Annotated in this window: 28 protein-coding genes, 1 tRNA gene and 1 pseudogene; 15 read left to right on the top strand and 15 right to left on the bottom strand. The window is 66.2% G+C overall.

Translation table 11 applies throughout. From position 1 onward, the window contains the following. The first annotated feature begins 20 nt into the window (after nt 1-20). Entirely contained in the window at nt 21-1,325 is a 1,305-nt protein-coding gene (locus E5P3_RS09010) for an MSMEG_0569 family flavin-dependent oxidoreductase (protein WP_162585654.1), read from the top strand. A gap of 9 nt (nt 1,326-1,334) precedes the next feature. Here the strand turns inward: E5P3_RS09010 and E5P3_RS09005 are convergent, their stop codons facing one another. Next, on the bottom strand, nt 1,335-1,535 hold the full coding sequence (locus E5P3_RS09005) for a hypothetical protein (protein WP_162585653.1): 201 nt from the start codon (nt 1,533-1,535) through the stop codon (nt 1,335-1,337). A gap of 151 nt (nt 1,536-1,686) precedes the next feature. Between E5P3_RS09005 and E5P3_RS09000 the strand changes: the two genes are divergently transcribed. From E5P3_RS09000 to E5P3_RS08975, 6 genes are all read left to right on the top strand, one after another. Further along, complete coding sequence (locus E5P3_RS09000) at nt 1,687-1,848, top strand: hypothetical protein (protein ID WP_162585652.1); 162 nt, start codon at nt 1,687-1,689, stop codon at nt 1,846-1,848. Between the two features lie 418 nt (nt 1,849-2,266). Beyond that, nucleotides 2,267-2,563, top strand: a complete 297-nt coding sequence (locus E5P3_RS08995; RefSeq protein ID WP_162585651.1) for a hypothetical protein — start codon at nt 2,267-2,269, stop codon at nt 2,561-2,563. A 115-nt stretch (nt 2,564-2,678) separates the two neighbouring features. Further along, on the top strand, nt 2,679-3,041 hold the full coding sequence (locus E5P3_RS08990; protein ID WP_162585650.1) for a response regulator: 363 nt from the start codon (nt 2,679-2,681) through the stop codon (nt 3,039-3,041). 330 nt (nt 3,042-3,371) lie between these two features. After that, the gene (locus E5P3_RS08985) at nt 3,372-3,719 is read left to right on the top strand and encodes a hypothetical protein (protein ID WP_162585649.1); all 348 of its coding nucleotides are present in this window, start codon (nt 3,372-3,374) and stop codon (nt 3,717-3,719) included. A 4-nt stretch (nt 3,720-3,723) separates the two neighbouring features. After that, complete coding sequence (locus E5P3_RS08980) at nt 3,724-3,984, top strand: DUF5985 family protein (RefSeq protein WP_162585648.1); 261 nt, start codon at nt 3,724-3,726, stop codon at nt 3,982-3,984. Nucleotides 3,985-3,995: 11 nt separating this feature from the next. Continuing rightward, a complete protein-coding gene (locus E5P3_RS08975; protein ID WP_162585647.1) occupies nt 3,996-4,259 on the top strand; it encodes a DUF5985 family protein in 264 nt (87 codons plus the stop codon). Nucleotides 4,260-4,419: 160 nt separating this feature from the next. On the opposite strand, the gene E5P3_RS08970 is transcribed toward E5P3_RS08975, so the two are convergent. Next, nucleotides 4,420-4,510: transfer RNA gene (locus tag E5P3_RS08970), tRNA-Ser, on the bottom strand. 53 nt (nt 4,511-4,563) lie between these two features. Further along, nucleotides 4,564-5,895 carry a serine--tRNA ligase gene (gene serS, locus E5P3_RS08965; protein WP_162585646.1) on the bottom strand — a complete coding sequence of 444 codons (1,332 nt, stop codon included), beginning with the start codon at nt 5,893-5,895 and terminating at the stop codon, nt 4,564-4,566. Nucleotides 5,896-5,956: 61 nt separating this feature from the next. Between serS and E5P3_RS08960 the strand changes: the two genes are divergently transcribed. Beyond that, nucleotides 5,957-6,367 (top strand): VOC family protein, encoded by a 411-nt coding sequence (locus E5P3_RS08960; protein WP_162585645.1) that lies wholly within the window; start codon nt 5,957-5,959, stop codon nt 6,365-6,367. 15 nt (nt 6,368-6,382) lie between these two features. On the opposite strand, the gene E5P3_RS08955 is transcribed toward E5P3_RS08960, so the two are convergent. Genes E5P3_RS08955 through E5P3_RS08945 form a run of 3 tightly spaced genes read right to left on the bottom strand, consistent with a single transcriptional unit; the run spans nt 6,383 to nt 8,768 of the window. Then, nucleotides 6,383-7,348 carry a threonine/serine dehydratase gene (locus E5P3_RS08955; RefSeq protein WP_443083240.1) on the bottom strand — a complete coding sequence of 322 codons (966 nt, stop codon included), beginning with the start codon at nt 7,346-7,348 and terminating at the stop codon, nt 6,383-6,385. Further along, complete coding sequence (ispH, locus tag E5P3_RS08950) at nt 7,345-8,307, bottom strand: 4-hydroxy-3-methylbut-2-enyl diphosphate reductase (protein WP_443083239.1); 963 nt, start codon at nt 8,305-8,307, stop codon at nt 7,345-7,347. Before ispH ends, E5P3_RS08955 begins: the two co-directional genes overlap by 4 nt. 2 nt (nt 8,308-8,309) lie before the next feature. Continuing rightward, complete coding sequence (locus E5P3_RS08945; RefSeq protein WP_162585644.1) at nt 8,310-8,768, bottom strand: FKBP-type peptidyl-prolyl cis-trans isomerase; 459 nt, start codon at nt 8,766-8,768, stop codon at nt 8,310-8,312. A gap of 63 nt (nt 8,769-8,831) precedes the next feature. Here E5P3_RS08945 and radC point away from each other — a divergent pair, with 63 nt between their 5' ends. Both radC and E5P3_RS08935 read left to right on the top strand, forming a co-directional pair. After that, nucleotides 8,832-9,509: a RadC family protein gene (gene radC / locus E5P3_RS08940; protein WP_162585643.1), complete on the top strand. Its 678-nt coding sequence runs from the start codon at nt 8,832-8,834 to the stop codon at nt 9,507-9,509. 37 nt (nt 9,510-9,546) lie between these two features. Next, a complete protein-coding gene (locus E5P3_RS08935; protein ID WP_162585642.1) occupies nt 9,547-10,218 on the top strand; it encodes a Smr/MutS family protein in 672 nt (223 codons plus the stop codon). 70 nt (nt 10,219-10,288) lie between these two features. Here E5P3_RS08935 and E5P3_RS08930 read toward each other — a convergent pair whose 3' ends face one another. From E5P3_RS08930 to E5P3_RS08920, 3 genes are all read right to left on the bottom strand, one after another. Then, nucleotides 10,289-13,570 carry a hypothetical protein gene (locus tag E5P3_RS08930; protein WP_162585641.1) on the bottom strand — a complete coding sequence of 1,094 codons (3,282 nt, stop codon included), beginning with the start codon at nt 13,568-13,570 and terminating at the stop codon, nt 10,289-10,291. 288 nt (nt 13,571-13,858) lie between these two features. Beyond that, complete coding sequence (locus E5P3_RS08925; RefSeq protein WP_162585640.1) at nt 13,859-14,284, bottom strand: hypothetical protein; 426 nt, start codon at nt 14,282-14,284, stop codon at nt 13,859-13,861. A 130-nt stretch (nt 14,285-14,414) separates the two neighbouring features. Continuing rightward, complete coding sequence (locus E5P3_RS08920; RefSeq protein WP_162585639.1) at nt 14,415-14,834, bottom strand: group II truncated hemoglobin; 420 nt, start codon at nt 14,832-14,834, stop codon at nt 14,415-14,417. A 119-nt stretch (nt 14,835-14,953) separates the two neighbouring features. On the opposite strand from E5P3_RS08920, the pseudogene E5P3_RS08915 reads away from it, so the two are divergent. From E5P3_RS08915 to E5P3_RS08895, 5 genes and pseudogenes are all read left to right on the top strand, one after another. Then, a pseudogene (locus tag E5P3_RS08915) lies at nt 14,954-15,288 on the top strand (hypothetical protein); the annotation flags it as partial. Between the two features lie 13 nt (nt 15,289-15,301). Further along, a complete protein-coding gene (locus E5P3_RS08910) occupies nt 15,302-16,315 on the top strand; it encodes an isopenicillin N synthase family dioxygenase (protein WP_174263052.1) in 1,014 nt (337 codons plus the stop codon). A 133-nt stretch (nt 16,316-16,448) separates the two neighbouring features. Then, nucleotides 16,449-16,871, top strand: a complete 423-nt coding sequence (locus E5P3_RS08905) for a rubrerythrin family protein (RefSeq protein WP_068680194.1) — start codon at nt 16,449-16,451, stop codon at nt 16,869-16,871. A gap of 82 nt (nt 16,872-16,953) precedes the next feature. Next, complete coding sequence (locus E5P3_RS08900) at nt 16,954-18,306, top strand: (Fe-S)-binding protein (RefSeq protein WP_162585637.1); 1,353 nt, start codon at nt 16,954-16,956, stop codon at nt 18,304-18,306. Between the two features lie 5 nt (nt 18,307-18,311). Beyond that, nucleotides 18,312-18,893 carry a DUF3501 family protein gene (locus E5P3_RS08895; RefSeq protein WP_162585636.1) on the top strand — a complete coding sequence of 194 codons (582 nt, stop codon included), beginning with the start codon at nt 18,312-18,314 and terminating at the stop codon, nt 18,891-18,893. 1 nt (nt 18,894) lies between these two features. Here E5P3_RS08895 and E5P3_RS08890 read toward each other — a convergent pair whose 3' ends face one another. The 6 genes from E5P3_RS08890 to E5P3_RS08865 are packed head-to-tail and all read right to left on the bottom strand — an operon-like array spanning nt 18,895 to nt 26,545. Next, nucleotides 18,895-20,085 carry a trans-sulfuration enzyme family protein gene (locus tag E5P3_RS08890; RefSeq protein WP_162585635.1) on the bottom strand — a complete coding sequence of 397 codons (1,191 nt, stop codon included), beginning with the start codon at nt 20,083-20,085 and terminating at the stop codon, nt 18,895-18,897. Continuing rightward, the gene (locus E5P3_RS08885) at nt 20,082-21,455 is read right to left on the bottom strand and encodes a pyridoxal-phosphate dependent enzyme (RefSeq protein ID WP_162585634.1); all 1,374 of its coding nucleotides are present in this window, start codon (nt 21,453-21,455) and stop codon (nt 20,082-20,084) included. Before E5P3_RS08885 ends, E5P3_RS08890 begins: the two co-directional genes overlap by 4 nt. Before the next feature lie 36 nt (nt 21,456-21,491). Beyond that, nucleotides 21,492-24,011 carry an ABC transporter permease gene (locus tag E5P3_RS08880; protein WP_162585633.1) on the bottom strand — a complete coding sequence of 840 codons (2,520 nt, stop codon included), beginning with the start codon at nt 24,009-24,011 and terminating at the stop codon, nt 21,492-21,494. 58 nt (nt 24,012-24,069) lie between these two features. Next, a complete protein-coding gene (locus E5P3_RS08875; protein ID WP_162585632.1) occupies nt 24,070-24,921 on the bottom strand; it encodes a formate dehydrogenase accessory sulfurtransferase FdhD in 852 nt (283 codons plus the stop codon). After that, entirely contained in the window at nt 24,918-25,310 is a 393-nt protein-coding gene (locus E5P3_RS08870) for a hypothetical protein (protein ID WP_162585631.1), read from the bottom strand. Before E5P3_RS08870 ends, E5P3_RS08875 begins: the two co-directional genes overlap by 4 nt. Then, the gene (locus E5P3_RS08865; RefSeq protein WP_162585630.1) at nt 25,307-26,545 is read right to left on the bottom strand and encodes a formate dehydrogenase subunit gamma; all 1,239 of its coding nucleotides are present in this window, start codon (nt 26,543-26,545) and stop codon (nt 25,307-25,309) included. Before E5P3_RS08865 ends, E5P3_RS08870 begins: the two co-directional genes overlap by 4 nt. Between the last annotated feature and the right edge of the window lie 5 nt (nt 26,546-26,550).

Here is a 26,550-nt window from a genome sequence, read left to right as displayed (position 1 = left end):
TTCACATAGAAAGTGATCCCATGTCCCATCCCCACGGCGGGCGCAGCCACTACAGCGTCATCATCGTCGGCGGCGGCCAGGCCGGCCTGTCGGCCAGCTACTGCCTGCAGCAGCGCGGCATCGATCACCTGGTGATCGAGAAGCGCAGCCTGGTCCATACCTGGCGCACGCAGCGCTGGGACTCCTTCTGCCTGGTCACGCCCAACTGGCAATGCCAGCTGCCGGGCTGGCCCTATGCCGGCGGCGATCCGCACGGCTTCATGGTCAAGCACCAGATCAACGAATGGCTGGCCGGCTTCGTGGCGCATGTGAACGCGCCCGCGGTCGAAGGCGTGTCGGTGGAGCGTGTCTGGCGCGAAGGCGCGGGCGAGCGCTTTCGCGTGCAGACCGACGCCGGGAGCTACACGGCCGACCAGGTGGTGGTGGCCTCGGGCGGCTATCACAAGCCCATCGTGCCGCGGCTGGCCGAGAAGCTGCCGGGCGGCGTGGTGCAGTACCACTCGGCCCAGTACCGCAACCCGGCGCAATTGCCGGAGGGCCCGGTGCTGGTGGTGGGCTGCGGCCAGTCGGGCGCGCAGATCGCGGAGGACCTGCACCTGGCGGGGCGCAAGGTTCATCTTGCAACAGGCAACGCGCCGCGCTGCGCGCGCTTCTACCGGGGCCGCGAGGTGGTGGACTGGCTCGCGGACATGGGCTACTACGAAATGCCCGTGACGGAGCATCCGCTGCGCGAGGGTGTGCGTGACAACACCAACCACTATGTGACGGGCCGCGACGGCGGCCGGGACATCGACCTGCGGCGCTTCGCCCTCGAAGGCATGGCACTGTATGGCCTGCTGACGGATTTCGACGGGCATTCGCTGCAGTTCCAGCCGAATCTGCGCGAGCACCTGGACCATGCCGATCGCATCTACAACGGCATCAATGCCTCGATCGACAAGCACATCGCGGCCCAGGGCATCGAGGCGCCGCCGGCGTCCGTCTATACGCCGGTATGGGAGCCGCCGGAGGAACGCACGCGGCTGGACCTGGCCGCCGCCGGCATCCGAAGCGTGATCTGGTGCATCGGCTTTTCGCCGGACTTCGCGTGGCTGGACGCGCCGGTCTTCAACGGCCGGGGCGACCCGGTGCATCTGCGCGGCATCACCCGGGAGCCGGGGCTCTATTTCCTGGGCCTGCCCTGGCTGCACACCTGGGGATCGGGCCGCTTCTCGGGGGTGGCGCGCGACGCGGATTTCCTCGCGCAGGCAATCGAAGCGACGCGGGGGGAATTGCGCCGCATGCGACACGGCGGTGCTGCGTTGCAGGACCTCCACGCGGCTTAGCAAAAACTCCTACGCCAAGAGGCGGGCGAGGTTCAGCAGTGACCAGCCGAACCCGACCATGAGTGCAACGATCAGGGCCGCCTTGACCCATACTTTTTCCGCCCGCCGCCGAGGGAAGGGGCCGGAGATCGGGTTGAATGAAGAAGGCCGCGGCTCCCGCTCGGGCTTGTCAGTCCACCACCCTAGGTTGGTGTCGTGTGCATCTTTCATGGCACCGATTGTGAGCCTCGAATGTAGTACTTTAGACCTCCGCAACTGCAGGAAAACGAAAACTATGTGAAAAGTTCCCATTTTTTGTACTCTTGTCTTATAGTTGAGCGCCGTTTCGAATGATTGCCACTGGGATGAGGAGCACCCCACCATGAACGTGATCCACGATGAACACGCCTCTCAAAGCAGCTTCGAAGCGTTCAGACCTCCGGTCGCGAGCGCGCCATGGTTCGATCTCCTGGTCGAGGCGGGCTCCGTCGGCGTCGTTTTCCTGGTGCTTGCGCTCATCGTCGCTGCGTCCGTCGGGCGATAGGCGGCAATCGTGAACGCCGGCCGGAGCATCGGTTTGCCTTCGAGGTCCGACCTGGACACCCCGTCGACCCTGCGCACGCAGAGGCCAACTCGCGCTGAGTGGATCGATCATCTCCAGCGGCTGGCTGAGACCGAACGCAGAGCCAACCCGTCTCCGCGCTTGCGGGAAAGTTCAGCGCCGCACGAGAAGGTGGCCAGCGATCGAGCGGCTCCTGCACCCGAGTAGCCCCTCCACCCCGCTGCCGGCGTGCTCGCTCGAAGCTGCGCGGAAAGCCGCAATCTCCTCCCCTATTGCTCCATGCCAGGGGCCGGGTTCCGACGCCTCATATCGGGGCGGCCGGCGAGTTTCGCTCTTCCGCACGGTAGTACGTTCGCCTATTTCTGCCGTTACCATGCAATTCCACCCAGAGGAGAGATCGATGCCCCATCCCACTCCCGGAGCCGAGGGCGCACCGCCGCCCATCGACGAGGCGCTGGAGAAGAACAAGCAGGCCACCGAAGCCGTCAAGCAGGTCGCCGAAGAGCTGGCGATCGTTCATCAGGTTCTCGACGCAGGCGTGTCCAAGCGGGTTCGCAGTGATGACGTCGAACGAGCGGTCGAGAAGACGAGCCAAGCCGAAAAGCGCCTGAACGGCTCTGTCGAGCAACTGGAGGAGGTCAATGACGCCCTGGAAAAGCACGCGTCCCGCGAGAGCGAGGACAACGCCGCGGGCTGACGCATCGACACGCCACCTTTCTCGGGTAGTCCGCCTACATGCCCTGCAGTTCGCCCACGCGTAGAACACTGGCACCGGCGCGTGCCGGCAAAAAACCAGAGGAAAGGTCGCGGGCGTGTTGTTGGCCACCATTCTTGTCGAGGACAGCAGGACCATTCGCGACAACCTGATTGCTGCGCTGCTGGAATTTGCCGATGTCGAAGTGCTGGCGACGGCCGAGACCGCCTCCGAGGCCATCCTGGCGGCCGCCATCTATGCCGAGCGATGGAACCTGATGATCCTGGACCTGTTTCTCAAGGAAGGCTCCGGCTTGACCGTGCTGCGAGCTTTCAAGGAACGACGTTCGGACCAGAGGATCGTGGTGCTGACAAACTATGCGACACCGGACATTCGAAGCCGGTGCGTGATGGCCGGTGCGAGCGCCGTGTTCGACAAGTCCACCGAACTCGAAGCGTTCTTCGACTACTTGTCGGCGTAGGCGTGCGGATGGCCTACCGGCCCCACGGCAGGCGTCGTGCGATCCAACCTGTCTTACCGCGCTCGTGCCGAACCTTGATCCATGCGCCGCGGCGGGCACATTGCCGTAGCGCGCCTTGGGGGAGCGCGCAGCGATGGCACCGGGCCGACGTCACTATCATTGCGCCGCAGGGTTCGAAAATTTTCATTGCCGCAGCGCACCCGAAGCGGGTGACAGCACCGATCAATTTCCGTGATTCACCGGACTGGGGCGCCAGTTCGTGATCCCGTGAACCGCGGAGAGCGGCGAACACTAGGCCGATCATTGATTCCTGAAGACGTAAGACGGTTCGTGCTGACGAGCATTCCTTCGGTCCCCTTCCTGGAGGCACTGCTGATCTTCCATGCCCGGCCCAATGCGAGTCTCAGCGTTTCGGAAGTCGCCCGCGCGCTGTACGTGCAGCCCCAGACCGCTGACGCGTTGCTGGAGGCGCTGTGCCTGGCCGGGTTGCTGACGGTCTGCGAGCCTCAAAAGGACGTTTACCGCTACGCGCCGATCAATGCCACCTTGACAGACCTTGTTGATCGCCTGGCGTCGGCATATTCCGAGGACCTGATCGGCATCACGAACCTGATCCATGGTGCCGGTCGCAAGGCGGCGCAGAGTTTTGCCGACGCATTCAAGATCCGAAAGGGCTAGCAGAATGGACAAGTTGATCTATGGGCTGTGCGCACTCACCGCGCTCTCGTGTGCTGCGCTGCTGCTGCGGGGCTACGCAAGAGGGCGCGTTCGATTGCTATTGTGGAGTGGCCTGTGCTTCGTCGGGCTGACCGCGAACAACGTACTGTTGATCCTCGACAGACTCCTGTTCACCGCGGTGGACATGTCCATATGGCGCCTGAGCCTGGCGCTGGTTGCGGTGCTGCTGCTGCTCGTAGGCTTGGTCCTGGAAAGCCATTCCTGACGAAGGCGGCAATGCATCAATTTCTTCTAGGCGGGATCGCCGTCGCATCCTTCACCGTCGCGCTCTTCTTTTTGCGCTACTGGACAAGCACGCGGGACCGCTTCTTTCTGCTCTTGGCGGCATCCTTCCTTATCGAGGCCGCAAGCCGGACGCACATGGCGATCACGTCTTCCTGGAACGAGGAGGAACTGCCGCTGCACTACCTGGTTCGCCTTTTGGCTTACGGCCTGATCTTGCTGGCCATCTGGGACAAGAACCGGCCGGGGAAATCGTAGGACTCGATGCGACCGGCATTCGTCTTAGGGCCGTCGCCACGCGGCAGGCTTCGCGCAGCATGTCAAGGCACTGGCTGCGACAAGCCGGCAAGAAAAAGCCCCGGCTGGCGGGGCTTTTTCAGGGGTCTCGCAGGATCTGGGGCTCTGCGGAACTGATCCTTGGCGGAGAGGGTGGGATTCGAACCCACGGTACGGGGTTACCGTACGCCTGATTTCGAGTCAGGTACATTCGACCACTCTGCCACCTCTCCGGAGTCTGGTGTTTGTCGAGCCGGCGATTCTAGCAGAGACTTCCGACCGCCTTTCAGGGCCGCAGCATTTCGAGGCCGCCCATGTAGGGCCGCAGCGCCGCCGGAACGACGATCGATCCGTCCGGCCGCTGATGGTTTTCCAGCACCGCGACCAAGGTCCGGCCGACCGCAAGGCCCGAGCCGTTGAGGGTGTGCACCAGCTCGTTCTTGCCCTGCGTGTTCTTGAAGCGGGCCTGCAGGCGCCGCGCCTGGAAGGCCTCGCAGTTCGACACCGAGCTGATCTCGCGGTAGGTGTTCTGCGCCGGCAGCCAGACCTCGAGGTCGTAGGTCTTGGCCGCGCCGAAGCCCATGTCACCGGTGCACAGCAGCACGACGCGGTAAGGCAGCTCCAGCGCCTGGAGCACCGCCTCGGCGTGGGTGGTCATGGCCTCGAGTGCCTCGTAGCTCTTCTCCGGATGCGTGACCTGGACCATCTCGACCTTGTCGAACTGGTGCTGGCGGATCATGCCGCGCGTGTCGCGCCCTGCACTGCCCGCCTCCGATCGGAAGCACGGCGTGTGGGCGGTCAGGCGCAGCGGCAGTTGCGCCTCGGCCAGGATCTCGTCGCGCACGAAGTTCGTGAGCGGCACCTCGCTGGTGGGGATGAGGTACAGCGCCGAATGGTCCGGCGCAGGCTCCCCTTCCTGCCCACCCTTCTTGGCCGCGAACAGGTCGCCCTCGAACTTGGGCAGCTGGCCGGTGCCGCGCAGCGTGTCGGCATTGACCACATAGGGCACGTAGCACTCGGTGTAGCCGTGCTGCTGGGTCTGGATGTCGAGCATGAACTGCGACAGTGCCCGATGCAGCCGCGCGATCGGCCCCTTCATCACGGTGAAGCGGGACCCCGCCAGCTTGACGCCGGTCTCGAAGTCGAGTCCCAGCGGCGTGCCCAGGTCGACGTGATCGCGCGCCTCGAAGCCGAGCGCGGGCGCATCGGCGCCGTTGCCGCCCTTGGGGCTCCAGCGCCGCACCTCGAGATTCGCTGTTTCGTCATCTCCTACGGGTACGCTTGCATGCGGGAGGTTCGGCACCGCGAGCAGCAGCGCCTGCAGCTCGGGCTGGATCGCCTCGAGCCGCGTCGCGGAGGATTCCTGCTCGGCCTTGAGCGCATTGACCTCGGTCATCAGCGCCTCGACCGATTCGCCCTTCGCCTTCAGCGGTCCGATCTGCTTGTTGAGCGCATTGCGGCGCGCCTGCAGTTCCTCCGTGCGGGTCTGCAGGGTCTTGCGCTCGGCCTCGAGCGCGCTGAAGCTGGCCACGTCGAGGAAGGTCTGGTTCTTCTTTCGGGTTTCGAGGCGGGCGACGACCGACGCGAGATCCTTGCGTAACAGAGTGATATCGAGCATCGAGCGATTTTAGGCGGGCGCGTAGGATCACTCTCCCCTACAAGCACCCCAAGGAGATTCGATGGAAGCCTATCTGTCCTTCAACGGAAATGCGGCCGAGGCGCTGGCCTTCTACGCCAAGAGCCTGGGCGGCAAGATCCTCTTCAGCATGACCTTCGGCGAGAGCCCGATGGGCAAGGACACACCGGACTCGCACAAGAACAAGGTCATGCACGCCACGCTCCAGGCACGCGGCAAGCAGATCATGGCCTCGGACCTGCCGCCCGGGATGGCCTTCGACGGCTACAAGGGCTTTTCGCTCTCGGTCCAGGCCAAGGACGTGAAGGAAGGCGAACAGCTCTTCAAGGCGCTGTCGGAGGGCGGCAAGGTCACGATGCCCTATGCCGCGACCTTCTGGTCGCCGGGCTTCGGCATGCTCGAAGACAAGTTCGGCGTGCCGTGGATGGTCAACGTCGACCAGCCGCAAAGCTGATCGAGCAGACCTTCCTCAGGCCAGGCTCGCCGGGTCCACGTTCGCGCCGCAGACGATCAGGCAGATCTTCTCGCCTCCGCGCGGCGCATAGGCGCCCGTGTGCAGCGCGGCCAGCGGCAGGGCGGCGGCCGGCTCGACGGCCAGCTTGAGCTCCTTCCACAGCCACAGCTGCGCGGCGCGGATCGCCTCGTCGGGCAGCAGCAGGGCGTCGCGCACCTGGCGTTGCGTGATGTCCCAAGCAAAGGCGCCGATGCGGCGCGCGCCCAGCGAATCGGCCGCCACGCCGCCCACGTCCACGTCCACGGGCTTGCCCGCCTCGCGCGCGCGAAAGAGCGTGGGCGCGCGCTCGGGTTCGAGCGCCACCACGCGGCTGCGCTGCTCGAACCACGCCGCGAGGCCGCCGATCAGGCCGCCGCCGCCCACGCTGACCAGCACCGCGTCGGGCAGGCCGCCCTCTTCCTCGATCTCACGGCCCAGCGTGCCGGCACCGGCCACCACTTCGGCCTGGTCGTAGGCATGGGTCAACAGCGCGCCGCTCTCGCGTTGGCGCTCAAGGCAGGCGGCAAGGGCGTCGGCATACACCTCGCCGCCCACCACCACCGTGGCACCGAGCCCGCGCAGCTTCGCGCGCTTGGCTTCCGGCGACACGATGGGCAGGAACACCTCGCAATGCACGCCCAGCGCCTGCGCCGCCGCGGCGGTCGCGATGCCGGCATTGCCGCCGGAGGCCACGATGGCGCCGCTGGCGGGAATCGCGTTGGCGAGCAGCCGGTTCATCATGCCGCGCGCCTTGAAGCTGCCGCCGGCCTGCAGATGCTCGAGCTTGAGCCAGAGCTCGACCCCCGGTACATCGATGCCGAGCGCGCGGCCGGGCAGCTTCCACAGCGGCGTCCTGCGCAGGAAATGGGGAGCGTGTTCGTGGATGCGCCGTGCAGCGGCCTCGATGTCGCGGCGCCAGTCGATGGTGGCGGTGCCCGTCACGAGATATGGCCCGGCGCGGGCATGTCGTCGAGCTTCAGGCCCTTGGGCAGCGGGAACTTCAGCGTCTCTTCGATGCCGTCCATCTTGCGCACCGCCACCGCACCGAGCGCCTTGACGCGGTCGATCACCTCGCGCACCAGCACCTCGGGCGCCGAGGCGCCGGCCGTCAGGCCCACGCGGGCCTTGCCCACGAACCACGCGGGCTGCAGCTCGTCGGCGGAATCGACCATGTAGGCCACGGTGCCCAGGCGCTGTGCCAGCTCGCGCAGGCGGTTGCTGTTGGAGCTGGTCGGGCTGCCGACCACGATCACGATGTCGACCTGCGGGCTCAGGAGCTTGACCGCATCCTGCCGGTTCTGCGTCGCATAGCAGATGTCCTGCTGCTTGGGCTCGCGCACCTTCGGGAAGCGCGCCCGTACCGCGGCCGAGATCTCGGCGGCGTCATCCACCGACAGCGTGGTCTGCGTGACGACGGCGAGCTTCTCGGACTGCGCCGGCTCGACACGCGCCACGTCCGCAACGTCTTCCACCAGGTGAATGCCGCTCGACAGCTGCCCCATCGTGCCCTCGACCTCGGGGTGCCCCTTGTGGCCGATCATGATGAACTCGTAGCCCTCTTTCGCGAGCTTGGCGACCTCCACGTGCACCTTGGTCACCAGCGGGCAGGTGGCGTCGAAGATCTCGAAGCCGCGCGCCCGCGCCTCGGCCTGCACGGCCTTGCTCACGCCGTGGGCGCTGAACACCAGCGTCGCGCCCGGAGGCACCTCGGCCAGATCCTCGATGAAGATCGCGCCCTTGGCCTTGAGCTCGTTCACCACATAGGTGTTGTGCACGATCTCGTGGCGCACATAGATCGGCGCGCCGAACTTGGCAATGGCGCGCTCGACGATCTCGATCGCGCGGTCGACGCCGGCGCAGAAGCCGCGCGGCTCGGCGAGGATGACTTCTTGTACTGCCATGGTCAGAGCACGCCGATCAGTTGCACTTCGAAGCTCACCGGCTGGCCCGCGAGCGGATGGTTGAAGTCGAAGCGCACCGCCGTCTCGTTGGCCTCGACCACCGCGCCGGCGTAGCTGCCGCTGCCGTCGGGCGTGGGGAACTGAACCACGTCGCCCACCGCGTACTGCTCGTCCGGGTCGCCCATCTGCGCGAGCAGCTTGCGCGCCACCCATTGCTGCATTTCGGGATTGCGTTCGCCGAAGGCCTCGCCGGCCGGGAGCTCGAAGGTTGCGTGCGTGCCCTCGGGCAGGCCTATCAGCCGCTGCTCGACCGCCGGCGAGAGCTCGCCGGTGCCCAGCGAGAGCGTGGCCGGCTTGTCGCCGAACGTGTTGATGATGTCGCCCGCCGGGCCGGCCAGCCGGTAGTGCAGCGTGAGGAAGGAGCCGGGCGCCACGATGGCGCCTGAGAGGGTGGAGGACACGTTCGGGATGGCTTTAGACTGGGGCCTGTATTTTAGGGAGGGGGCCAAGAGCCCATGTCAGCCATGTCTTTCACCGATCTTCCCCTCGAAGCGCGACCGCGCGAAAAACTCATGCTCAAGGGGCCCGGCGCGCTCGCCGACGCCGAGCTGCTGGCGCTGCTGCTGCGCACCGGCATCCGCGGCAAGAACGTGCTGCAGTTCGCGCAGGAGCTCCTCGACAGCTTCGGCGGGCTGAGCGGCCTGCTCCATGCCGGACTCGACGACTTGAAGCGCATCAAGGGCCTGGGCGGCAGCGCGAAGCGCGGCAACCTGGCCGCCGTGCTCGAACTGGCGCGGCGCACGATGGCCCAGCGCCTGAAGGAGCGAGAGCTGTTCGAATCGCCCGAGGCCGTCAAGCACTATGTGCAGCTGCACCTGGCGGCCAAGCCGCACGAAGTCTTCGCAGCGCTTTTCCTCGATGCGCAGCTCCGTCTGATTGCCCTGGAAGAACTTTTCCGCGGCACCCTCACGCAGACCAGCGTGTACCCGCGCGAGGTGGTGATGCGGGCCCTCCACCACCATGCCGCGGCCGTCATCCTGGCGCACAACCATCCGAGCGGCTGCGTAGAGCCCTCGCGCGCCGACGAGGCGCTGACACACACGCTTCGGTCCGCGCTGGCGCTGGTCGACGTGCGGGTGCTCGATCACGTGATCGTCGCCCCGGGCCAGGCCTTGTCGATGGCCGCGCGCGGCCTGATCTGAGTCCGGCGCGGAGGACGTATCCTCCGACGACAAGCCGATGCCAAGCAAACCCAAAGCCCTCAAGAGCCTCGCCGAGCTCAAAGGCGTGCAGAAGGCCCTGGCCGAGCAGCGCGAGCGAGAAGCCGCCGAAGCCGTCGCACGCGCGGCGGCCGAGAAGAAACGCGCCGCGGATCAGGACCTGTTCTCGCGCGCCATCGGCGCCACGAAGCCGCTGCGGCGCCGGGCCACTGTGCATCTGGCGCCCGAGCCGCCGGCGCCGATCGCGGTGCAGCAGCAACTCGACGAGCAGCGCGTGCTGCACGAAGCCATCAGCGACGAGTTCGATGCGACGACGCTGCTGGACATCGACGACGCGCTGAGCTTCCGCAGGCCGGGCATCGGCGTCGATGTCACCCGCAAATTGCGCAAGGGCGGCTGGGCCCTCCAGGGCGAGATCGACCTGCACGGCCTGCGCCGCGACGAGGCGCGCGAAGCGCTGGCCGCCTTCCTGCGCGATGCAACCCGGCGCGGCTGGCGCTGCGTGCGCGTGGTGCACGGCAAGGGGCTGGGGTCGCCAGGCAAGACGCCGGTGCTCAAGGGCAAGGTGCAGAGCTGGCTGATGCAGAAGGACGAGGTGCTTGCGTTCGTGCAGGCGCGGGCTGATGAAGGGGGTGCGGGGGCGGTGGTGGTTTTGCTGCGGCCTGGGCGAGTCGGCGCAGTCATGCCTTGACCGTGGGATCGCAGCATCCTGCCGCCATTCAGCAACTGCATGAGCGCCCCCAGTGGCTTTGCGGCTCGACTCAATTCCTCCGCTCCACCTTCAGCCGACCACCTGACACTGTCTCGAGCCTAGCTAGCATCGGTTCCGATTCGTGGGCCGAAATTGTTTCGTTGGAAACGACCAGTCGCTGCAAAGGCATTGATTGCGATGGATACAAATTCACTATGTGTTCCAACGCATGGTGGAATTTGTAGACAGCGACGCGCCCTTGGTCGTCAAGCCCCCACCCCACGAAAGAGTAGAGATTCAGCACCTCCAGATGTTTTGATTCCTCTATGGCTCCGATCACGTGGCGGATTCCCCGCGCCACCTCCCCCAGGGCGAGCTCTCGCAAATCTACTTCCGGATCTGAAATGATTCTCCCCAGGGTTTCAAGCCCTTTCTCTTCAAGCCTCGGGACGCCTGGCCCGGTCAAGTTCAGAACTTTCGAACCAGCTCTCATGATCAGCCGCTTGGCAAACGAGAATTGTTGGTCATTCAACGCCTTGACCACCCTTTTTGCAAAGGTATGGGTCTCCGTCCGAGGGGGGATCGGGATGATGCGGGTGTTGTCCTCAGGCGGCGCCTCCGCCAACGAATAGTGAATCGGCAGCCCATCAATAAGTTGCGGGCCGGGGTAGGAGGAGAAGTGATTGCCCTCGCTATGGGGAAGAGGAAGCCAAGTAGGAAGGATCAGTCCACGGATAGGCCCCTGCTGCGGCGGGATTCTTCCAGCAGGCAATTCGGGCCGACGAGGAGGGTTCGCCACAACCGGGGGCGTAGCCGTGCGTTGATCTCTGATGCCGAAGTCGATGGGGCCCGAGTTGGAGGGAGGACCCGCCTCGGGTACAGGATTCGAGGACTCGATGACGGACTGGGAGTAAGCCCCAGGCTGCATGCCTTCCGTTGGCTGCGACGGGATATCTTGCTCAGCGGCGGCTGTCTGCGAAGCCTCCTCGCCGTCCAACTTGCGGCCTATCGCATCGATCACCGCACTAAGTTTTTTGGATCTCGCATCTTCTTCATTCGAAGCTTCTAGATATTCACTTGCAAACCAATGCAGCCGCAACAGCTTGTCGTCCTTGCACTGGATCGAGAGGGCCTCGATGGTGTCAATCATGGACTTCCTATCGGTGTCGCTTTCCTCCCTCACCCCAAAAACGACCCCTACCTCACTGAAGAATTCCTTTGTGTCGTCAACGTCGAGCAGTGTGCTCAGGAAGTTTTTTAAGTTGTAATACTTGGAAACCACCGATTCTCCGAACAGCGGGCCAATGAACGTGAACAGAAGCAAGTCCCTATCGAATGTCGCCTTCTGCCCGGAGAACCATTCGATCACTTCGCCCATGGATATGTCTCCGCTTCGCACTGCAAGCACGATGCCGTTGACGGCGCCATTTATGTTCCCGTTCTTCAAAACTTCCTCTTTGTCCTCGACAAGCGAGCACTCCTTGGCGCCGCGAGTGCTGGCAATCAGCTCGATGACCGGGGCCATGTGGGGCTCCGCTCTCCTGGCCCTCATTCGTTTTTCCACCTGGTTGAGGCGCTCGACCAAGTCCGATTTGATGCTGCTCCTCCATTTGATGGAGGCAAGACTGTCAAGGATGACCTGAAGCACCCCGAATCCCATTGCCGATGCATCGGGTTTGACGGCGTCGATCCAGGCGTCTACATGCTTGACGAGCGAGGGGCCGGGCAAAGCCCAATCCGCGACCCCAAGCGCAACCTGCCAGGCAAGCATGCGGTGCGCGTTGCTCGCCGTTGGCGGCACCTCGGCATTGACCAGAACGCCCATGAATACATCCAACACGGTCTGGCGCTCCAACAGGCCACGAACGAGAAGCGACACGAGGTGGCCGCATGCCGGAAGGTGGATGGACGAGCGCAAGGCCTCCACCACATAGGCACTGGCCATGGGGCTGTTCAGGGGCCGCGCGAGCGCTTCGATGGAGTCTTTGAGAACCCCGCCGAGCCCTTCGAGTTGGTCCGGCGTGAGCCTTGCAGTTGGCTCGAGCTTGCGAGCTTCAAAGAGACGGTCCGTGGCGCGACCGACGCACTGGCTTGCTTCCGTGACCAGCTCGACAGCGGCATCTCGCACCATTCCATTCACATGCTCACGCAGCAGCAAAAGCGTCGAGGAACCTTCGACTAGAAGGCACAACGCCTCGATCAGCCTCAGGATGGGCAGGAGTCGCGTGAATGCACGGGCAGCCTCGCCGGCAAGGCGAGCCTCGCGGGCAAGGCGATACACCAGCGCCGCTGCCAGGCTGATATCACCCCCACCATCCAGCAGCGCAGGCGCCATGCACAACACCAGCTCGTCAGGTCGAGCAGCTTCGTCCAACACAGTCCTGAAGAACGCGTGAAGCTCGTCCTCTTTGCTTCTTGCCCGCACCACAAGTACATGCATGAGCGCTGCCACGGTCTTGCTCCCAGTGGCAAGCTGCTCCAGTGCGTCAATCACCTCCTTCAGTGTCAATACCCCGCGGGCGAGTCCATCGACGATGTCACTGCACAGTTGGTTGACCTGCGAATCGTCCCGAACGGGCCTTTTGCGCTGCTCTGCCTCTGCTGGCTGCGCAATGTCCTCGTTTGCCAAGGCGTTTGCCTTTCGCACGGCGGTGTCGAGCTCGGTCACAAGCCTTTCGGCCTCGTGCGTCAGCTGCGCTCGAAGGCGGTCGCATTTCACGCGCGCCGCCTCGACGAGAGGGTCCGGTACATCCACATTGAGATTCAGATCCAGAGTCAGGTTGAAGGCCCCGTCGAATCCATTCAGCAGCGCCAGGACGAAATCCGATGCCGTCGGATGATGACTCTGGACTTGATCGGCGAGAGATGTCATGGCCGAAAGCCAGCGCCGCAGCAGATCACCATTGCTTCTTTGCTTGCAGTCAAGTGCCAGTGACTCGCCCAATTGGGTCCATTCCTGCTTGGATATTGACTCTCCAATGCACAGCGTCCACGAAAGAAGGTCAACCGGACCGCTGCTTTCGATCGCGCAATCCCCCAGGAGCAACGATAGGGCGCGCACCCGACAAGATCGCGGCTTCGCTTCAGTGAGACAGGCGACAACCTGATCCAGTAGCAGCCCGTTCTTCAGAGCCACTGCGACCCGCGTCATTGCTTCAACGACAGTCGGCTTTCCAGAGACCGCTGGGTGGTCGGCAGACAGAGATTGCTCTTCCACGGTCAAAGCGGCGACCAGGTCATCCGTAAGCTTTTTGGCGAGCTGAGGCTTCAATGCCGCTGGGGTGTGCTTGACGTGGTCGGGGAGCTTGCCCAAATCCGACTTGGAGACGACCTCGACATAGACGTCAAACACGTGGTCCCACTCCGGACCCACTGGGAGCGGTTGGCCGAACTGCATCTCATGCATTGCCGGAGGCTCCGACCGACCCTGCAAAGGCGAGTTGACCTGGGAGCTATCGTGCTTCGGCTTTTTCGGAGCGCGCATGCCAACCGATTTCTCAGTACCAGGAGGCTCAGGGCGAGTCTTTCCGGGGGGACGCGAAGGGGGGTAGCCAGGCTTGGTCGGACGGCAGTTGGAGGTGAAGTTCATGGTGAATTCGAGGCACAACAGCGGGATCGGATGTCGAGAGTCCTCATCGGCTCAGGCCGCCGCGAGAACTTCCGTCCATATGTCGAAACGCGACCTCATGCCCGCCACGACCCGCGCGAACTCGGCGTGCCCGATGCCCGGGTGCGTGACCCGAATCCACAGCGTGTGTTTCGGGGCATGCGTGTCATCGATGCGCAGCCACCATGGGCCGCATTCGTCCGATCCGATGGCAAGGTCTTTGAAGCTTTCCTCGTGCTCTTCGTGGAGGGCATCGTCCCGGCGACTCTCCTGCGGGTCATCGTCGCCGGGATGCGCGAAGAACAGCAGCTCTCCATCTTGGTCGTCTGCCAAGACAGCCAAGCGGTGCTGCGAGTCGAGCGGAAGTTCGAAATACCCGCCGGCGGTCACTTGCGGCATGGGCACGTTCTCGCCGCGGCAAAAGTTTTCGACGAGAAAATTCAGGGGCAGGACATACATGGCGCTTGCGGTAGTGAAGAGGACTCCCGCATGAGTAACGGCCGTGTCCCGCCAGTTCCGCAAAGCGCCGTCGGGCAAGACTCACTTGCCCCTGCGCCTTCATCTGCCCCGGGTTAACCCGAGGTCCAGATCAGCCCGCCGAATTCCTCATCCAATCCGCCGTCTGGAAGAACGAGGCGCGCAGCCGTTCGCGCAGTTTCTCGTCGACGCCCACTTCACCCATCGCCTGGTCCATGCACGCTAGCCACTGATCGCGCTCCTTGATGCCGATGGTGTGCCCCCCGATGCTCTGCGGCAGGTGCCGCGCACGCAGCATCGGATGCCCGAAGCGATCGGTGTAGTGCTGCGGCCCGCCCAGCCAGCCGCAGAGAAACCAGAACAGCCGCTGGCGCGCATTGTCGAGCGATGGGCCATGCACAGCGCGCAGCTGCGCGTAGGCGGGCTCCAGCTCCATCAGGTCGTAGAAGCGCTCGACCAGCGCATGGACTTTTTCCTCGCCCCCGATCCACTCGAAGGGCGTGTCGAAGGGGGGCTTTTCCTGTATTTGCATGACGGCAGTATGCATATGTGAAAGAGCTATTTCGCTGCGCAGGCTTTTGTTGCTATGGTCCGGACCCCTTTCCCCAGGAGAACAAGGTACTGACCATCCGCGGCGGCGAATTCGACTTCCGCTCGCACATCGGCTTCGTGTTCCAGCAGTTCAACCTGTTCCCGCATCTCACGTCATGGGCAACTGCACGCTGGCACCGACCAGCGCGCTCGACCCCGAGATGGTCGGCGACGTGCTGCTGGTCATGCGCGACCTCACGCGCGAGGGCATGACCATGGTGGTCGTGACCCACGAGATGGGCTTCGCGCGCGACGTGGCCCATCGCGTGCTCTTCATGGACGCCGGCCGCGTGCTGGAGCGTGCGACGCCCGACGACTTCTTCAACCGGCCGCAACACCCGCGTGCGCAGCAGTTTCTTGCCGAGATCCGCACGCCCTTCGCCCATGCGGTTTGATACGCTGGCTTCGATGAGTACATCGACCCCTTCGCTGCCCGTGATCGACATCGCGCCGTTGGGCACCCGAGCGCCCGGGTGCGCGGAAGTCGCCGCGCAGATCGGCAAGGCGTGCCGCGCGCACGGCTTCTTCTATGTCACCGGCCATGGCGTCGACCCTGCGCTGGCCCAGCGCCTCGAGGCCCAGAGCCGCGCCTTCTTCGCACTGCCCGAGTCCACGAAGATGCAGTGGCGCATGGCGCTGGGCGGGCGCGCCTGGCGCGGCTACTTCCCGCTCGCGGGGGAGCTCACCTCGGGCCGGCCCGACTGGAAGGAAGGCCTGTACCTCGGCACCGAACTGCCCGAGGACGATCCCCTGGTGCTGGCGCGCACCCCCGTGCACGGCGGCAACCTGTTCCCCGACATCCCCGGCTTCAGGCAGACCATCCTCGACTACATGGCCGCGGCCACGCGCCTGGGCCACCAGCTGATGGAAGGTATCGCGCTGAGCCTGGGTCTCGAAGCGGCCTACTTCGCCGAGCGCTACACGGCCGACCCGCTGATCCTGTTCCGCCTCTTCAACTACCCCACCCAGCCGGTGCCCGAGGGCCTGGATGTCGCATGGGGCGTGGGCGAGCACACCGACTACGGTCTCCTCACTATCCTGCGCCAGGACGACATCGGCGGCTTGCAGGTACGCACCGGCGAGGGCTGGATCGACGCCACGCCGATCCCCGGCGCCTTCGTGATCAACATCGGCGACATGCTGGACCGCATGACCGGCGGCCTCTACCGCTCGACGCCGCACCGCGTGGTCCGCAACACCTCTGGCCGCGACCGGCTGTCCTTCCCGCTCTTCTTCGACCCCAACTTCCATGCCCGCGTGAAGCCCATCGAAGGCCTGCCCCGGCCAGCCGTGGTCGACGACAGCGCGACGCGCTGGGACCATGCCAACGTGCATGCCTTCGACGGCATCTACGGCGACTACCTGCTCGCCAAGGTGGCCAAGGTGTTCCCGCAACTGCGTGAAGCCGTGCTGCCGGGCTGAAGCTCATTGCCTGCCTCAATGATCCTTATTGAGGCTTTGTATGGCGCAGCCCGCTGCATGGTGTAGATTGCGAGGGCGCCGCTGCCGCCGGTAGCGACGGTTCCACTTGCCTAGCCAATCCGAGGAGACAGCCATGGACTTGAAAGGATCGAGAACCGAGCAGAACCTGAAGGACGCCTTTGCAGGCGAATCCCAGGCCAACAGACGCTACCTCTACTTCGCGAACAAGGCCGACGTCGAAGGCCAGAACGACGTCGCGGCGCTGTTCCGCTCCACCGCCGAAGGCGAGACCGGCCATGCGCACGGGCACCTAGAGTTCCTCGAGCATGGGTCGGGCGACCCGGCCACCGGCCTGCCGATCGGCGACAGCCGCCTGAACCTGAAGGCCGCCGTCGCCGGCGAGACCCACGAGTACACCGACATGTACCCGGGCATGGCCAAGCAGGCGCGCGAAGAGGGCTTCGACGAGATCGCCAACTGGTTCGAGACGCTGGCCAAGGCCGAGCGTTCGCACGCCAACCGCTATACCAAGGCGCTGGAGGCGCTGGTCGACTGAGCCCCGCGCGGGCGCTCAGCGGGCAGGGGCGTCTTCCCGCACCTCCCGCCCGCTGTTGCCGCGCGAGGCCACGGGCGAACCCATGACGAGTCGAGAAGGCAATCTCGAGGCGCCGACGCGCCATCCGGTGGACTGGAAGAACCCCGAGTTCTACGACCAGGGCGCCTGCGAGCGCGAGATGACGCGCATCTTCGACATCTGCCACGGATGCCGTCGCTGCGTGAGCCTGTGCCAGGCCTTCCCCACGCTCTTCGACCTGGTCGACGCGACCGAGGACGGCGAGGTCCACGGCGTCGACCCCAAGCGCTACGGCAGCGTGGTCGACCAGTGCTACCTGTGCGACCTCTGCTACATGACCAAGTGCCCCTACGTGCCGCCGCATCCGTGGAACGTGGACTTCCCGCACACCATGCTGCGCGCCAAGGCCATCAAGTTCAGGAACGGCGGGGTCTCGGGCGGCGAGAAGCTGCTCGCCTCCACCGACGTGCACGGCCAGTTCGCCGGCATTCCCGTGGTGGTGCAGGTCATCAATGCACTGAACAGGACCAAGCCGGTGCGCAGTCTGCTCGACAGCGCGCTGCATGTACATCCCGATGCCTGGCTGCCCGACCTGGCGAGCCGGCGCTTCCGCTGGAGTGCGCCCAAGGACGATGACACCCAGCCGGTGATCGATGGCGAGCGCACGCCCGGCAAGGTCGCGATCTTCTCGACCTGCTACGTCAACTACAACGAGCCCGGCATCGGCTTCGACCTGATCAAGCTGCTGCGCCACAACGGCATTCCCTACACCATCGTCTCGAAGGAAAGCTGCTGCGGCATGCCGAAGTTCGAGCTCGGCGACCTGGAAGGCGTGGCCAGGCACAAGGAAGCCAATATCCCCGTGCTGGCGAAATACGCGAAGGACGGCTTCGCGATCCTCACGGCCGTTCCCTCCTGCACGCTGATGTTCAAGCAGGAGCTGCCGCTGCTGTTCCCCGACGATGCCGATGTGAAGCTGGTGCAGCAGGCCATGTTCGATCCCTTCGAGTACTTGATGGCGCGCCACAAGGACGGCTTGCTCAAGACCGACTTCAAGACCCCGCTGGGCAAGCTCAGCTACCACATCCCCTGCCATGGCCGTGTGCAGAAGATCGGCCGCAAGACCGAGGAGATGTTCAAGCTGATCGGCCAGACGGTTCCGGTGCAGCTCAACACGGTGGAGCGCTGCTCCGGCCACGCCGGAACCTACGGCGTGAAGAGCGCCTATCACCTGGTGGCGATGAAGATCGGCAAGCCGGTGTTCAAGGCCATGGGCAAGAACGAGCCCGACTACATCAGCTCCGACTGCGCGCTGGCCGGCCACCACATCGCGCAGGGCATGGCGCAGGACGGGCTGCCGGCGGCGAAGCTGCAGCACCCGCTGAGCCTGGTGCGCATGGCCTACGGCCTGGAGTAGCGACGATGACGATCACGCCCGACACCCTGATGACGCTGGAGGCCTACGCGAAGATCCGCAAGAGCAGCGCTCCGGAGTTCATTGCGCATCGGAAGCTGCGCACGGTCCGCCTGGGCGAGCATGTGAGCGTGCAGTTCGAGGATGAGACCACCATTCGCCGGCAGATCCAGGAGATGCTGCACATCGAGAAGATCTTCGAGGAGGACGGCATCCGCGGCGAGATCGACGCCTACCTGCCGCTGGTGCCCGACGGCAGCAACTGGAAGGCGACCATGCTGATCGAGTACACCGACGTGCACGAGCGCAAGCGCGAGCTCGCGCGGCTGATCGGCGTGGCGGACCGCATGTTCGTAGAGGTCGAGGGCCGTGCGCGCGTCTACGCCATCGCCGACGAAGACCTTGACCGCGAGACCGGGGAGAAGACCTCGGCGGTGCACTTCCTGCGCTTCGAGTTCGACGACGCGGCCCGTGCGGCGGTGCGGGCGGGTGCGCAGGTCAAGCTGGGCTGCGACCACACGAACTACCCGGCAATGACCATCATCGCGCCCGAAACGCTGGCCAACCTGGCAGGCGATCTGAGCGCCTGAATCAGATCTTTTCCATCGCCTGCCGCAGGTCGGCGCGCAGATCCTCCAGGTCCTCCACACCCACGGACAGCCGCACCAGCCCATCGCCGATGCCCAGCCGCGCGCGCGTCTCCGCCGGAATGGTGGCGTGGGTCATGATGGCCGGATGCTCGATGAGGCTCTCGACGCCGCCCAGGCTCTCGGCCAGCGAGAAGATGCGTACCGCCTCCAGGAAGCGTCGCGTGCCGGCGAGATCGGTCTTCAGATCGATCGAGATCATTCCGCCGAAGCCCTGCGCCATCTGCTGGCGCGCCAGCTCGTGCTGCGGGTGCGAGGCCAGGCCCGGGTAGTGCACGCGCGCCACCTGCGGTTGCGCCTCCAGCCACTGCGCGAGGGCCAGTGCGCTGCTGCAATGGCGCTCCATGCGCAGCGCCAGGGTCTTCACACCGCGCAGCGTGAGGAAACTGTCGAAGGGCCCGGCGATCGCACCCACCGAGTTCTGCAGGAAGCCCAGGCGCTCCCGCAAGGGCGCGTGGCGTTCCTCGCGGCCGACGACGGCCACGCCGCCGATCACGTCCGAATGGCCGTTGAGGTACTTGGTGGTCGAGTGCACCACGATGTCGAAGCCCAGTTCCAGCGGCCGCTGCACCCAGGGGCTCGCGAAGGTGTTGTCGGCCACGCAGAGGATGCCGCGCTCTCGGCAGATCGCGGCGATGGCGCGCAGATCGGCCAGCCGCAGCAGGGGATTGGTCGGTGTTTCGACCCAGACCATCCGGGTCTCGGGCGTCAGCGCTTCCAGCAGCCGCGCCGGATCGGTCAGGTCGACGAAGCTGAAGCGGTGCCCCGCGCTGCGCGCGCGCACGCGCTCGAACAGGCGGAAGGTGCCGCCATACACATCGTCCCCCGAGACGATGTGGGCATTGGCGTCAAGCAGCTCCAGCGTGGTCGAGATCGCGGCCAGGCCGGAGGCGAAGGCAAAGGCCGCTGAGCCGCCCTCGAGGTCCGCCACGCAGCGCTCCAGCGCCCAGCGCGTGGGGTTGTGCGAGCGGCCGTAGTCCAGGCCCTTGTGCACGCCGGGGCTCTGCTGCACATAGGTGGAGGTGGCGTAGATGGGCGGCATGATCGCGCCGGTAGAGGGGTCGGGCGACTGGCCGGCGTGGATCACGCGGGTGGCGAATGCGAGTCCGTCGTGGGAGTTCCTGTCTTGGCTCACTTCAGCTTCCTCCGGAGATGGTTGAGCAGGTCGGTGCGGGTGATGAGCCCGTGGAAGCCGGCCTCGTCCGCGATCATCGCGACCAGGCCGCGGTCGAGCACCGCTTCGAGTTCGGCCAGGCTGGCGCTGGCAGGCAAGGTCTCGGGCAGGTCGGTCATGGCGCTCTTCACGCTCGAACGGAAGCGGCTCGCGTCCGTGTGCACGCTCAGCAGCAGGTCGGACTCGTCGATCACTCCGGCCAGTTGCTCGCCCTCCAGCACCGGCAGTTGCGACACGTCGGCCAGGCGCATGCGCTGGAAGGCGGTGAGCAGGGTGTCCTCGGGGCCCACGCTGATCACGCTTCCGTCCTCGAAGCGGCGCGAGACCACGTCGCGCAAATCGCCGAAGCGCTCGCGCTCGAGCAGGCCCTGGTCGAGCATCCACTGGTCGTTGTAGACCTTGGAGAGGTAGCGCGTGCCGGTGTCGCAGACGAAGCTCACGACCCGCAGCGGCTTCGTCTGCTCGCGGCAGAAGCGCAACGCCGCGGCCAGCAGTGTGCCGGTGGAGGAGCCGCCGAGAATGCCCTCGGCCCGCAGCAGCTCGCGCGCGGCGCCGAAGCTTTCCTCGTCGCTGATCGAATAGGCCTTCTTCACGCCGGAGAGATCGGCGATGCCCGGGATGAAGTCCTCGCCGATGCCTTCCACCGCCCACGAGCCGGCCTCGCCCACCGTGCCGCTGCGCGTGTACTCGGCGACCACCGAGCCCGCCGGGTCGGCCAGCACGAAGAAGAGCGCGGGCTGCACCTCGCGGAAGTAGCGCGTGAGCCCGGTGACGGTGCCGCCCGAGCCGACGCCGACGACGATCGCGTCCACGTCGTGCCCGCACTGCTGCCAGATCTCCGGCCCGGTGCTGGAGGCATGCGCGAGCGGATTGTCGGGGTTGTTGAACTGGTCGGCGAAGAAGGCGCCGGGGATCTCCCGGGCGAGCCGCGCCGCATAGTCCTGGTAGTACTCGGGATGGCCCTTGCCCACGTCCGAGCGCGTGGTGTGGACCTCCGCGCCCAGTGCCTTGAGGTGCAGCACCTTCTCGGTCGACATCTTGTCGGGCACCACCAGCACCACGCGGTAGCCCTTGGCGCGCGCCACCAGCGCCAGGCCCAGGCCGGTGTTGCCGGCCGTGGCCTCGACCACCGTGCCGCCTGGCTGCAGGCGCCCATCGCGCTCCGCCCCATCGATCATGGCGACACCCACGCGGTCCTTGATCGAGCCGCCGGGGTTCTGCGATTCGAGCTTGAGGAACAGGGTGCAGGGCCCGGTGTCCAGGCGCGTGACGCGCACCAGGGGCGTGTTGCCGATCAGGTCCAGGACGGCGGGGCGGGTCTCTGTCGTCATGCGGTCACCTCTCGCACGATCGTAGCCGCGCCGCACCTATTCCGCTGCGCGCCTGAGCGTATCCACCACCGGCCTGCGCAGCACCTCGCGCAGGCCCCACCAGCCGGCTGCCAGCGCCAGCACGGCACCGGCCAGCGAGCCGGCGAGCGGCACCAGCGGCGAGGCGGTCCAGGTGAAGTCGAACACGTAACGCGCCAGTGCCCAGCCGATGAGCGAGGCCACCATGCTGGCCAGGAAGCCAGCCAGCAGGCCCACGCCCACGAGCTCCGCGCGCTGCACCTGCCGCAGCAGACTGCCGCGTGCGCCGACCGCGCGCATCACCGCGAACTCGCGCGCCCGCTCCTCGCGCGTGGCGGTGACGGCCGCGAACAGCACCACCAGCCCCGCCGCCAGGGTGAAGCCGAACAGGAACTCGACCGCGCGGATCACCTGGTCGAGCACGCGCTGCACCTGGCCGATGGTGGCGCTCATGTCCACGTTGGTGACGTTGGGGAAAGTGCGCACCAGGGCGTTGTCGAAGCCAGGGCGCTCGGGCGCGCGAAAGGCGCTCATGTAGGTGACGGGGACATCGCCGCCGAGTGAGTTCACGGTGTACATCACGAAGAAGTTGGCGTGCATCGAACCCCAGTCGACCTTGCGCACGGAGGTGATGCGCGCCTCGTTCTGCTGGCCGCCGATGTCGAAGCGCAGCCGGTCGCCGAGCTTGAGGCCCAGCGTCTCCATCAGGCCCTGCTCCACGCTGACCTCGCCCTGCTTGCCGGGTTCCCAGCTTCCGGCCACGACCTCGTTGTGCGGCGGCCGCTCGGCGGCGTTGCTGAGGTTGAACTCGCGGTCGACCAGGCGCTTGGCGCGGTCGTCCGCATAGTCGTCGGACGAGACCGGCTTGTCGTTGATCGCGGTCAGCCGGCCGCGGACCATCGGATACCAGTCATACTTCTTGACGCCGCCGGCCTGCAGGGCCTGTCGGAAGGCCTCGCTCTGGTCGGGCATCACGTTGATCACGAAGCGGTTGGGCGCATCGGGCGGCGAGGCGCGGCGCCAGCTCGCGACCAGGTCGGTACGCAGCAGCACCAGCAGCACCAGCGCGAGCAGGCCCACGGCGAGTGCGCTGACCTGCACCACCGCGTAGGCCGGCCGTGCCGAGATCTGGCGCGTGGCCAGCACCAGCCAGCGCGGCGCGGTCGTCTCGTTGACGCTGCGGCGCAGCAGCAGCACAGCCAGCCAGCTCAGCAAGGCGAAGACCGCCACCGCGGCCGCGAAGCCGCCCACCGCGATCAGGCCCAGCTTGAGATCGCTGCTGGCTGCCAGCAGCAGGGCCGCGAAGCCGGCCACGCCGATTCCCAGCACCGCGATCGAGGCCGGCTTGAGGCCGCCCACGTCGCGGCGGATCACGCGCAGCGGCGGCACCTGCGCGAGCTGCAGCACCGGCGGCAGTCCGAAGGCGAAGAGCAGCGTGAGCCCCATGCCCAGGCCGAAGGCCACCGGCCACAGGCTGGGCGCGGGCAGCGAGGTCTCGACCAGGCCAGCCAGCAGCAGCACGAAGACGTAGTGCACGGCGAAGCCGATCGCGACGCCAATGGCGCTGGCCGCCAGGCCGATGGCGGCGAACTCGAAGGCATAGGCCTGCGCGATGGTGCGCTGGCTCTGGCCCAGCACGCGCAGCATGGCGCAATCGTCGAGGTGGTTGGCCGCGAAGCCGCGCGCCGCCAGCGCCACCGCCACCGCCGACAGCAGCGCGGCCAGCAAAGCGACCAGGTTGAGGAATTTCTCGGCACGGTCCAGCGTCTGGCGCATCTCGGGGCGACCGCTCTCGAAGGAGTCGAGCCGGATGCCGCGCAGCTCGCCCTTCTTGAGGGTCGCGTCGGCCCAGTCGCTGAACCGCTTGACCGCGACGGTGTCCCCCGCCACCGCGAAGCGATAGCTGACCCGGCTCGCCGGCTGCACGAGCCCGGTGCGCGGCACATCGGCCTGGTTGAGCATCACGCGCGGCGCGAAGCTCATGAAGCCGGCGCCGCGGTCGGGCTCCAGCGTGATCACGCGCGCGATGCGCAGGCCGGCGTCGCCCAGCAGCAGCGTGTCGCCCATCTTGAGGCCCAGCGCTTCCAGCAGCGAGGCATCGACCCAGGCCTCGCCGGGCGCGGGCACCTCGCGCGTGGGTTGCCCCGGCGCGTCAGGCGCGGCGCTGACCAGCAGGCTGCCGCGCAACGGATAGCCGGCCTCCACCGCCTTGAGTGCCACCAGCTTGGTCGCGCCGCCTTGTTCCTCGCTGGCACGCGCCATGGTCGGAAAGCCGTAGGTGCTGGCGGTCTGCAGGCCGAGTGAGCGGGCGCGCTCGATAAAGGGCGCGGGCGTCGGGTTGTCGCTCGCGAGCACGGCATCGCCGCCGATCAGCTGGCGCGCATCGCGCTGCAGGCCACCCTTGAGCCGGTCGGCGAAGAAGCCGACGGCGGTGAGCGCGGCCACGGCGAGCAGCACGGCAACGATCAGAAGGCGCAGCTCGCCGGCGCGCAGATCGCGCCAGAGCGTGCGCCAGCCTAGGCGGAGGGAGGCGTTCATGGGTGGACGATAGCCGATGCCCGGATGGGATGCTGGAACATCCCGGCTTTCGAACGGCCTAACGCAACGCCAGTTCAGGTTGCAGCGACAGCCGCTCGAAGCCCGCGTAGCAGACGAAGCGCCGGTTGGTCGCGCGCCCGATGGCGCACAGGCCTACGCGCATGGCGACCTCGTGGCCCATCTGCGTGATGCCGCTGCGCGAGACCACGATGGCCACGCCCATCTGGGCCGACTTGATCACCATCTCGCTGGTGAGGCGCCCGGTGGTGTAGAACACGCGCCCGCCTTCGAGCCGCCCGGCCGGCTGCATCGCGATCCAGCCGGCGATGGTGTCGATGGCGTTGTGGCGGCCGACGTCCTCGACGAAGCACTGCATATGCGCATCGTCGTCGCCCTCGCCGAGCGTGAACAGCGCGCAGCCATGCACCGAGCCGGCCGACTTGTAGGTGCTCTCCTGGAGCCGGATCGCGTTGACCAGTGCGTAGAGCTGCGACTGGCGCAGCCGCGTCGCAGGCAGCTCCAGGCGATCGATGCCGGCCATCAGCTCGCCGAACACACTGCCCTGGCCGCAACCGGTGGTGACCACCTTCTTGGCGGTGCGCTCCTCGATTCGGTCGATGCCGGCATGGGTCTTCACCGCGGCGGCACTGACCTCCCAGTCGACGGTGATCGATTCGACGTCGGCCGCGGACTCGATCAGCCGCTGGTTCAGCAGGTAGCCGAGCACCAGCAGCTCGGGCTGGGCGCCCAGCGTCATCAGCGTGACGAGCTCGCGGCGGTCCACATAGACGGTGAGGTCACGTTCGGCCGGGATCGAGACGAATCCGCGCTCGCCGTGCTCGTCGACGATCTCCACCTCGCGCGTCAGCGGCGCGCGCGCCGAGCTCAGCCGCGGGAGCGCAGGGGTCACTGCTTCGGCGTGGGATTCGTCACGGCCGCCGGCGCGGTGGTGCTGGGTGGCTTGGAGGCGGTTTCTGTCGGCGAGTGCGCCCCTGCGGCCTCGATCGGCTTTTGCGCCTCGGGCGGGACGTAGGCGAAGGGCCCTGGATCGGCACAGGGCGGCGTGGCCGGCGGCGCCGGCAGTTGCTTGCCGGCCGCGGCAGCACTCGCGCGGTAACTGGCAGCCACCCGGTCCTGCGACTGGCAGAGCTGGTAGGCGTCGACCTTGTTGCTCCAGGCGGTGCGGGCGGCGGCTTCCGCGGCCTTGGCCTTGGCTTCGGGCGTGGCGGGCGGCGCGGGCAGCTTCGCGAATGCGGTGCCCGCCAGTACCAGGCCGCAGGCGATCACGATCTTCTTCATGAGGGGTTTCCTTCGACGCGGGCGGTGTTCACGGGCATGGCGGGGGCAGGCTCGGCGCTGCGCTGTGCCGGTATCTTGCCGGCGGCAATGTCGTCGTACCAGTACTCGTGGTGCTCGCGCGCCCACGTCTCGTCCACGTAGCCGTGACGCATGGCAGCGTAGGCGCCCGTCATGCCCAACGTGCCGATGTAGATGTGGCCCAGGATCATCGCCATCATCAGCATCGTCGCGACCCCATGGATCATGTGCGCAACCTGCATCTCGCCGCGCGTGTAGACGAAGCCGGGCAGCAGCTTGTCGAGGAACAGGCCCGAACCGGCGACGATGGTGCCGAGCACCAGGACGCCGCCCCAGAACACGAGCTTCTCGCCGGCATTGAAGCGGTGCGATGGCACCTCCTTGCCGCCGAACAAGCCGCCGAACTTGGCCAGCCATTTGAAGTCGACCATGCGCGGCAGGTTGTCTCGCACGAAGGTGATGAACATCAGCACCAGCGTGACCACGAACAGCGGGCCGACGAAGTTGTGGATGGTCTTGAGCGCGTAGGTCAGGGCGCCGAAGAGCGACGCGCCGATGATCGGCAACAGGAAGAACTGGCCGAAAGCCATCACCAGCCCGGAGACCGCCAGTACCACGAAGGCGATCGCGTTGGACCAGTGGGTAGCGCGCTCGAAGGGCGTGAAGCGCTCGATCTTGCGACCGGTCGGCGCACCGTGCAGGCGAATCGGCCCATGCGTGAAGTAGTAGATCGCGATCGCCAGCACGACCACGAAGAGCAGCGCCGCGCCATAGGGAATGATCCAGTCGTTGCGCACCTGGCGCCAGGCCTCGCCGGCGTTGGTCAGGCGCGAGCCGGGGTACTTCACGAAAGGCTGGATCAGGTTGCCGGCCTCGGGCGCCTGCGAAACGGGCAGGCTGCTGTAGCCGGTCACGCCCTGCCCCACCTGACGCCACATCGGCGCGTTGTTGCCGGGCTGCACCTTCATGCGCTCGCCGTTGCTTTGCTGGAAGTAGTTCGGATCGGCGCTGGCCTCGGGCTTGACCTCGAAGATGTTCTGGCTTCGGATGCCACCGGGCTGCTGCGCCGCGGGTGCTTCGACAGAAGGCGCCTGTGGCGCGGGCGCACTGCCGACCGCACCGCCGGCAGCGGGGTTCTGCGCCTGCGCCACGGCCAGGCCGGAGGCCAGCGCGGCCGTGAGCGCCAGGGCATTCAGCAGCTTGTTGATGCAGCTCATGCAGC

It is taken from the genome of Variovorax sp. RA8, assembly GCF_901827175.1.
Classification (GTDB): Bacteria; Pseudomonadota; Gammaproteobacteria; order Burkholderiales; family Burkholderiaceae_C; genus Variovorax.
The sequence above is the reverse complement of the archived record's forward strand: the minus strand, read 5'-3'. Positions and strand labels throughout refer to the sequence as shown.

Excerpts from the sequence above, each read along its gene's own strand:
- E5P3_RS08910 (WP_174263052.1), top strand. The coding sequence starts at position 15,302 with ATGAGTACATCGACCCCTTCGCTGCCCGTGATCGACATCGCGCCGTTG.
- E5P3_RS09010 (WP_162585654.1), top strand. The coding sequence starts at position 21 with ATGTCCCATCCCCACGGCGGGCGCAGCCACTACAGCGTCATCATCGTC.
- E5P3_RS08980 (WP_162585648.1), top strand. The coding sequence starts at position 3,724 with ATGGACAAGTTGATCTATGGGCTGTGCGCACTCACCGCGCTCTCGTGT.
- ispH (WP_443083239.1), bottom strand. The coding sequence starts at position 8,307 with ATGGCAGTACAAGAAGTCATCCTCGCCGAGCCGCGCGGCTTCTGCGCC.
- E5P3_RS08995 (WP_162585651.1), top strand. The coding sequence starts at position 2,267 with ATGCCCCATCCCACTCCCGGAGCCGAGGGCGCACCGCCGCCCATCGAC.
- radC (WP_162585643.1), top strand. The coding sequence starts at position 8,832 with ATGTCTTTCACCGATCTTCCCCTCGAAGCGCGACCGCGCGAAAAACTC.
- E5P3_RS08900 (WP_162585637.1), top strand. The coding sequence starts at position 16,954 with ATGACGAGTCGAGAAGGCAATCTCGAGGCGCCGACGCGCCATCCGGTG.
- E5P3_RS08960 (WP_162585645.1), top strand. The coding sequence starts at position 5,957 with ATGGAAGCCTATCTGTCCTTCAACGGAAATGCGGCCGAGGCGCTGGCC.
- E5P3_RS09005 (WP_162585653.1), bottom strand. The coding sequence starts at position 1,535 with ATGAAAGATGCACACGACACCAACCTAGGGTGGTGGACTGACAAGCCC.
- E5P3_RS09000 (WP_162585652.1), top strand. The coding sequence starts at position 1,687 with ATGAACGTGATCCACGATGAACACGCCTCTCAAAGCAGCTTCGAAGCG.
- E5P3_RS08975 (WP_162585647.1), top strand. The coding sequence starts at position 3,996 with ATGCATCAATTTCTTCTAGGCGGGATCGCCGTCGCATCCTTCACCGTC.
- serS (WP_162585646.1), bottom strand. The coding sequence starts at position 5,895 with ATGCTCGATATCACTCTGTTACGCAAGGATCTCGCGTCGGTCGTCGCC.
- E5P3_RS08925 (WP_162585640.1), bottom strand. The coding sequence starts at position 14,284 with ATGTATGTCCTGCCCCTGAATTTTCTCGTCGAAAACTTTTGCCGCGGC.
- E5P3_RS08920 (WP_162585639.1), bottom strand. The coding sequence starts at position 14,834 with ATGCAAATACAGGAAAAGCCCCCCTTCGACACGCCCTTCGAGTGGATC.
- E5P3_RS08905 (WP_068680194.1), top strand. The coding sequence starts at position 16,449 with ATGGACTTGAAAGGATCGAGAACCGAGCAGAACCTGAAGGACGCCTTT.
- E5P3_RS08935 (WP_162585642.1), top strand. The coding sequence starts at position 9,547 with ATGCCAAGCAAACCCAAAGCCCTCAAGAGCCTCGCCGAGCTCAAAGGC.
- E5P3_RS08880 (WP_162585633.1), bottom strand. The coding sequence starts at position 24,011 with ATGAACGCCTCCCTCCGCCTAGGCTGGCGCACGCTCTGGCGCGATCTG.
- E5P3_RS08885 (WP_162585634.1), bottom strand. The coding sequence starts at position 21,455 with ATGACGACAGAGACCCGCCCCGCCGTCCTGGACCTGATCGGCAACACG.
- E5P3_RS08865 (WP_162585630.1), bottom strand. The coding sequence starts at position 26,545 with ATGAGCTGCATCAACAAGCTGCTGAATGCCCTGGCGCTCACGGCCGCG.
- E5P3_RS08870 (WP_162585631.1), bottom strand. The coding sequence starts at position 25,310 with ATGAAGAAGATCGTGATCGCCTGCGGCCTGGTACTGGCGGGCACCGCA.
- E5P3_RS08895 (WP_162585636.1), top strand. The coding sequence starts at position 18,312 with ATGACGATCACGCCCGACACCCTGATGACGCTGGAGGCCTACGCGAAG.